Genomic DNA, 6,131 nt, shown 5'->3' with positions numbered 1-6,131 from the left:
CGGTAGCTGAAGAAGAGCAGTAGCCGCTGCTGGTCCGCGCTGGACGTCTGGGTGCCGGCACTGTCACGTCGCGTACCCGGACCGGTTGGACGGCCGGGTGCGTGGCCCGGGTGCGCTGGAACCGGCATCGGCCCGACCGTGCGCAGGAATAGCTCGGGGTCGACATCCCCGACGAAGGCGTTCAGCGCCTCCCGGGATCCGCTGAGCGCGGCAAACCGGACTGCCGGCGGCAGCCCCAGGTCGGTGCGGGTGGACAGTTCGCGGCTGGCGGCGCCCTGCGGGTCCCAGCGCACCAGATGTCCCACCGCCGTCGAATCGTCAGCTGTGATGACTACCAGACCACCCTCGCTCGCTGGCCGCGCCAGCAGGGCGGCGGTGAACCACCGCCGCAGGGTGTCCTCGCCCGCCCGGAGGGACTCCCTGGAGAGCATTGCTGAGCCGTCGAGGAGAACCACTGCTGAGTAGCCGCCCTCGACCAGCGGCTCAGCCCCCGGGGTCGCCACCACCACGGCCGGTGCATCGGGCACCGTGTCAATGATGTGCTCGCCGGCCGAGGAATACACAGTTGCGCCGGGGAAGGCTCGCCCCAGCTCCTCAGCTGTCCGAGTGGCACCGGCGACTGTGCCGCGCAACCGGGGGCTGCCGCAGTTTGCGCACGTCCAGCGAGGGTCCGGCTTGCCGCACCAGCGGCACCCGGGAGCGCCACCGCGCCCGGTTTGGGCGAGCGGACCCGTGCACGCCCGGCAGCGGGCCGGCTCGCGGCAATCCTGACAGGCAAGTGCCGGCGAAAAACCGGTGCGTGCCACCTGCAACAGCACCGGCCCGCGGGTCAGCCCCTCGGAGGCCGCCTTCCACGCAGCATGCGGGACCCTTGCGCGAGCTGCCAGCGGATCCCGGGCAAGCTGGAACTCATCTCCCGTGTGGAGTACCCGTGGGGTGCTCCGGCGGACCTCCGAACGGTCGGCGGCGATGGCCTGAGCCCAGCCAGTCGACACCAGCCGGTGTGCCTCGGTGCTTTGCGCACCCGATGCCAGGAGCGCCGCGCATCCCTCCTGCTCGGCACGAAGTAACAACACCTCCCGGACATGCTGGTAGGGCGCGCGCTGTTCCTGGTGGAGATCATCGCCGTCGTCCCATAGGCACACCAGGCCAAGGTCCTGAACCGGCGCGTAAGCAGCCGAGCGGGTGCCAACCGCCACCCGCACCTGCCCACTCAGTAGTCTAAGAAAGTTGCGGTACCGGGGGGTTGGGCCGTCCTCGGCGGTCAGACGAGCGATGTTCCCAGTGCCAAGACGTTCTTCCAACGCCGCTTCCACCCGTGCCAGGTCACGCTGGTCAGGGACGACGACGACGGCGCCACGTCCCGTGTGCCACACCGCTGCCACCGCTTCGGCGATTTCGGCGGGCCAGTCGCGCGTACCGTAGCCACCGAGGCTGGTCAGCACTGCGCGGGGACTGTGCCCGGCAGCCAGATAACCAAGGAACCTGGCCCCATTGGCGTAGCGGCCCAGCAGGGCAGTGGCCAGATCGCTGGTAGCCCCGGCTGGTTCGGCCGTTGAGCCGTCAGCGGCGGGCACACCCGTAGCAGATACATTCGCGGCAGGCACGTCGGCGGCCAGTACGTCGGCGGCCATTTCAGCGAAGGCGGCGTCTACCCTCACCATCCTCGGCGGAATGGCAACCTTGAGAATGTCGCTGACCGTTCCGGCATAGCGCGCGGCGACGGCGCGGCTGAGGGCCAGCACCTCGGGGGTGAGCACCCGTTGCTCCGAGAGAACCTTCCCCAACGGCAGCAGCCGCGTGGTGCTGTCAGTGGTGTCCGAGCGTCCCACAACGAAGCCGGTGAACTCCCGCCCGCTGAACCGTACCTTGACCCTGACCCCGGGTTGGGCTGACCCGGCGAGCTCCTCGGGAACCGCATAGTCGAACACACGATCGAGGTGCGCCAGGGGCGAATCGAGAATGACGTGGGCCACCGGCAATCGACCGGCAGTCACAGGAGCCCCGGCGGTCCTCGGTGCCGCCGGGAATCCCTGCAGGAGCGACAACTGGACGGTCATCCCAGCATCTCCGGTGGTGGAGGCGGCCCCGTATCCGCCGGACCGGCGCGCCCTAGGCGTTGAAATAGCTCCGCAGCTTTTCCACACGATCAGTGAGTTCCCAGTTGAACCCGACGTCCTCGCGTCCGAAGTGTCCGTGCGCTGCTGTCTTCCGGTAGATCGGCCGCAACAGGTCCAGAGCGTTGATGATGCCGAGCGGACGCAGGTCGAAAACCTCCCGGATCGCCTTACCAATTGCGGCCGGGTCGACTGTCTCGGTACCGAATGTCTCGACGTAGATGCCGACTGGCTGCGCCATACCGATTGCGTAGGCGATCTGGATCTCGGCTCGCCGCGCCAGGCCGGCAGCCACCACGTTCTTCGCCACCCAGCGCATCGCGTAGGCAGCAGAGCGGTCCACTTTGGATGGGTCTTTGCCGCTGAACGCGCCGCCGCCGTGGCGTGCCATCCCACCGTAGGTATCGACGATAATCTTGCGCCCGGTCAGACCCGCGTCTCCGACCGGTCCGCCGATCACGAAGTCACCCCCGGGGTTGAGAATGTGCCGCACGTTGCTCACGTCCAACTCGGAGGCCGATAGCACAGGATCGATGACATAGGTGGCGAGGTCTGCCCGCAACTGCTCCAGGTCCACACCCTGGGCGTGCTGGGAGGACACCACCACTGAGTCGACCGAGACAGGAATGTCGCCGTCGTAGCCGATGGTGACCTGCGTCTTGCCGTCCGGGCGGAGGTAGTCGAGGGTGCCGTCCTTTCTGACGTTGGTCAGGCGTTCGGACAGGCGGTGAGCCAGCCAGATCGGCGTGGGCATCAGCACCGGCGTCTCATCGCTGGCATAGCCGAACATGATGCCCTGGTCACCGGCACCCTGTGCGTCGTAAGGATCAAGCCCGGTTCCCTGACGGGTCTCCAGTGAGTTGAACACGCCGTTAGCGATCTCTGGCGACTGCTGTCCGATGGACACTGACACACCGCAGCGTGCGCCGTCGAACCCGTTGGCTGAGGAGTCGTAGCCGATATCCAGCAGGGTTTGGCGGACCAGCTCCGGGATCTCCACGTACGCCTCAGTGGTGACCTCACCGGCAACGTGCACCAGCCCGGTAGTAACGAGGGTTTCAACTGCGACACGGGATTTCGGGTCCTTGGCCAGCATGGCATCAAGGATTGCGTCACTGATCTGGTCACAGATCTTATCCGGGTGCCCCTCGGTGACTGATTCCGAGGTAAACAGGCGGAGATCGCTGCGGATTGGATTGGCTGAATTCACTTGATCACTCTACTTGGTTCGACCGACATAGTGGCGGGTTGTGTGACGGACTGTGTGGTACGCGATTGTCTAGCCGCGACCGGCAAGGGCTGCTGCTACCCGCGCAACCACTGCAGTGGCTACCTCGGCTTTGGTTCCGATGACCTCAACGGGTTCGGCGCCGGCAGCGTCAAGGATGGTTGCGATCGTGTCATCGAGACCGAACACTTTGCCGCCACCCACCTGGTTCAGCACCAGGTAGTCACAGCCTTTGCGTGCGAGCTTTTCCCGGGCGTGATCCAGCGGGTGAGCTGTCAAGTCACCCGTTTCAGCGGCGAAGCCGACGATGACCGGGCCAGCGCCCGCAGCTGCGCGGTGCTCTACTGCTTCCCGCAGGATATCGGGGTTGCGGACCAGGGTGATCACCGGGTCCACCCCGTCGGCACGCTTCTTGATCTTCGTCAGCGTCGCTTGGGCGGGACGGAAATCGGCTACCGCAGCGGCCATAATCAGTGCGTCGGCCTGTTTGGCGGCGCGCAGGGTGGCGGTTCGCAGTTCCTCGGCGGTCTCCACCTGGACCAGTTCGACGCCGTCCGGGGCCGGGACTTCGATCTGGGCGACAATCAGCTCAACAGTTGCCCCCTCGGCGAGAGCGGCGACGGCCAGCGCCATCCCCTGCTTGCCTGAGGAGCGGTTGCCCAGGTAGCGCACCGGGTCGATGGGTTCGCGGGTGCCACCGGCGGTGATGACCACCCGGCGTCCGGCGAGGGAGCCCCGAGGGGATTCCGCTGCAGCGTGTGCTGAGTCATGTGCTGCGATCGCTGCGGTAAAAATATCAGCGGGTTCGGGGAGCCGGCCCGCGCCGGAGTCAGTGCCCGTCAGCCGCCCCGAGGCCGGCTCAAGCACTGTTATTCCGCGGCCTCGCAGGGTGGCCACGTTCGCGGCTGTTGCATGATGGTGCCACATCTCGGTGTGCATGGCCGGCGCCATCAGGACCGGACAGCTGGCCATCAGCAGGGTCCCGGTCAGGAGATCGTTGGCCATACCGGCAGCTGCCCGCGCCAGGAGGTCAGCGGTGGCCGGGGCCACGACGACCAGATCTGCGTGCTGCCCTAGCCGGACATGATTGACCTTATCGACGTCGTCGAAGACGCTATTGCTGACAGGGTTGCCGGACAGGGCTTCCCAGGTGGCCGTTCCCACGAAACGCGTCGCGGCGTCAGTGGGAATCACCGTGACGTCGTGGCCCGCCTCAGTAAAGAGTCGGAGGAGGGACGCCACCTTGTAGGCGGCAATCCCTCCCCCGACTCCTAGAATTATGCGCACTGGATGTGCCTAGCTTCGGGTCTGCTCAGCTGCGGTCATCGGAGCGGCGAAAGCTACTGCTCGGTGGATTCGACCGGCGTGGCGACGAGCATGCCCTCGTTGATTTCGCGCAGGGCGATCGAGAGTGGCTTCTCGTTCAGGCGGGTGTCGACCAGCGGGCCAACATATTCGAAGAGGCCCTCGTGGAGCTGGGAGTAGTACGCGTTGATCTGACGAGCACGCTTGGCACCGTAGATCACCAGAGCATACTTCGAGTCCGCTGCCTCCAGCAGGGAGTCAATCGGCGGGTTGATGATGCCTTCAGGCTGTGTTGACACAAATACTCCGTAAATGTTTCTGATTGTTGGTAGAACACCGGTTCTCGAGTTGCGCGTTAGCGCTCCTGAGGACTCAGTCCCATCAGTGATACAAGCTCGTCCGCTGCACGCTGAACACTGTCGTTGACCACCGTGTGGTCGAATTCAGGTTCCGCAGCAAGTTCTAGTTTAGCGGTTTCCAGCCGTTGTTGCTGTTCCTGCTCCGTTTCGGTCCCGCGGCCGACGAGCCGACGCACCATTTCCTCCCAGCTGGGAGGGGTCAGGAACACGAAATTGGCCTCTGGCATGGTCCCCTTAACCTGGCGCGCGCCCTGCAGATCGATCTCCAGCAGGACTGACTTTCCATCAGCCATCGCGGTGTCCACTGTCCGTCGCAGAGTCCCGTAGCGGTTCCGGCCGTGGACCAAAGCCCACTCAAGCATCTGTCCCGAGGCGACCAGTTCATCGAATTCCTCGTTGCTGACGAAGAAGTAGTGAACCCCGTTCACCTCTCCCGGCCGGGCGGGCCTCGTGGTGGCTGAGACAGATAGCCAGACCTGGGGGTAGTTGTCGCGGATGTAGGTGGATACTGTTCCCTTACCGACGGCCGTTGGCCCGGCGAGTACTGTCAGCCGAGGCTGCGACACGTGGTTCCTCACTCGCAGGGGTCCTGGATTCGCCCCGGTCAGGGCGTCGGATCCTGCTTTGCTAGATGTTCGATCAATGCCTGGCGCTGGTGCACTCCCAGCCCGCGCACGCGGCGCGTGGCGGCGATGCCGACGTCGTTCATGATGCCTGCTGCTCGCACCTCCCCTACCCCGGGCAGGGCTTTCAGCAGGTCAAGGACTTTCAGCCGGCTAACAGCTTCATCCTTCGACATACCGTTGACTACCTCGCTGACAGTAGTTTCCCCGGTCTTCAGCCTTACCTTCAGTTCTGCTCTGACCGCGCGGGCTGCTGTGGCTTTCTCGCGCGCTTGTGTCCGTTCGGAGTCCGATAGCGGCTTCAAGCTCACAAGTGCTCCCTGCAGTAGGCACCGCCCCGCGCTGAACGCTCGGGTAGATGCATTTCTTGTGGAATGGGCTTCACTGAACTTATCTGTACAAGCGGCACAAAATCAATTGCCGAGTTCGGCCAAGGCCAGTTCTGCTGCCGCCCGCAAGTCACTCTGACGGGGTCCCGCCGCAAGGATGCTGCGGCTGG

General features: G+C 65.0%; 6 protein-coding genes. All 6 read right to left on the bottom strand.

What is annotated here, in order from left to right:
• Positions 1 to 2,060 (bottom strand): primosomal protein N' (locus tag Y703_RS18565; protein WP_035764169.1); only part of this gene is annotated, 2,060 nt, incomplete at its 3' end.
• Positions 2,061 to 2,112: 52 nt separating this feature from the next.
• Entirely contained in the window at positions 2,113 to 3,327 is a 1,215-nt protein-coding gene (metK, locus tag Y703_RS0107355) for a methionine adenosyltransferase (RefSeq protein ID WP_026552185.1), read from the bottom strand.
• Positions 3,328 to 3,396: 69 nt separating this feature from the next.
• The gene (coaBC, locus tag Y703_RS0107350) at positions 3,397 to 4,632 is read right to left on the bottom strand and encodes a bifunctional phosphopantothenoylcysteine decarboxylase/phosphopantothenate--cysteine ligase CoaBC (protein WP_026552184.1); all 1,236 of its coding nucleotides are present in this window, start codon (positions 4,630 to 4,632) and stop codon (positions 3,397 to 3,399) included.
• A gap of 53 nt (positions 4,633 to 4,685) precedes the next feature.
• Positions 4,686 to 4,949, bottom strand: a complete 264-nt coding sequence (rpoZ, locus tag Y703_RS0107345) for a DNA-directed RNA polymerase subunit omega (protein ID WP_026552183.1) — start codon at positions 4,947 to 4,949, stop codon at positions 4,686 to 4,688.
• A gap of 56 nt (positions 4,950 to 5,005) precedes the next feature.
• Entirely contained in the window at positions 5,006 to 5,575 is a 570-nt protein-coding gene (gene gmk / locus Y703_RS0107340) for a guanylate kinase (protein WP_026552182.1), read from the bottom strand.
• Between the two features lie 38 nt (positions 5,576 to 5,613).
• Positions 5,614 to 5,943 carry an integration host factor, actinobacterial type gene (gene mihF / locus Y703_RS0107335; RefSeq protein WP_026552181.1) on the bottom strand — a complete coding sequence of 110 codons (330 nt, stop codon included), beginning with the start codon at positions 5,941 to 5,943 and terminating at the stop codon, positions 5,614 to 5,616.
• Positions 5,944 to 6,131 lie beyond the last annotated feature (188 nt).

It is taken from the genome of Arthrobacter sp. H20 (genome assembly GCF_000520515.1).
GTDB lineage: Bacteria > Actinomycetota > Actinomycetes > Actinomycetales > Micrococcaceae > Arthrobacter_D.
Note: the sequence above shows the minus strand (reverse complement) of the source record. Positions and strands in the feature narration are given on the sequence as shown.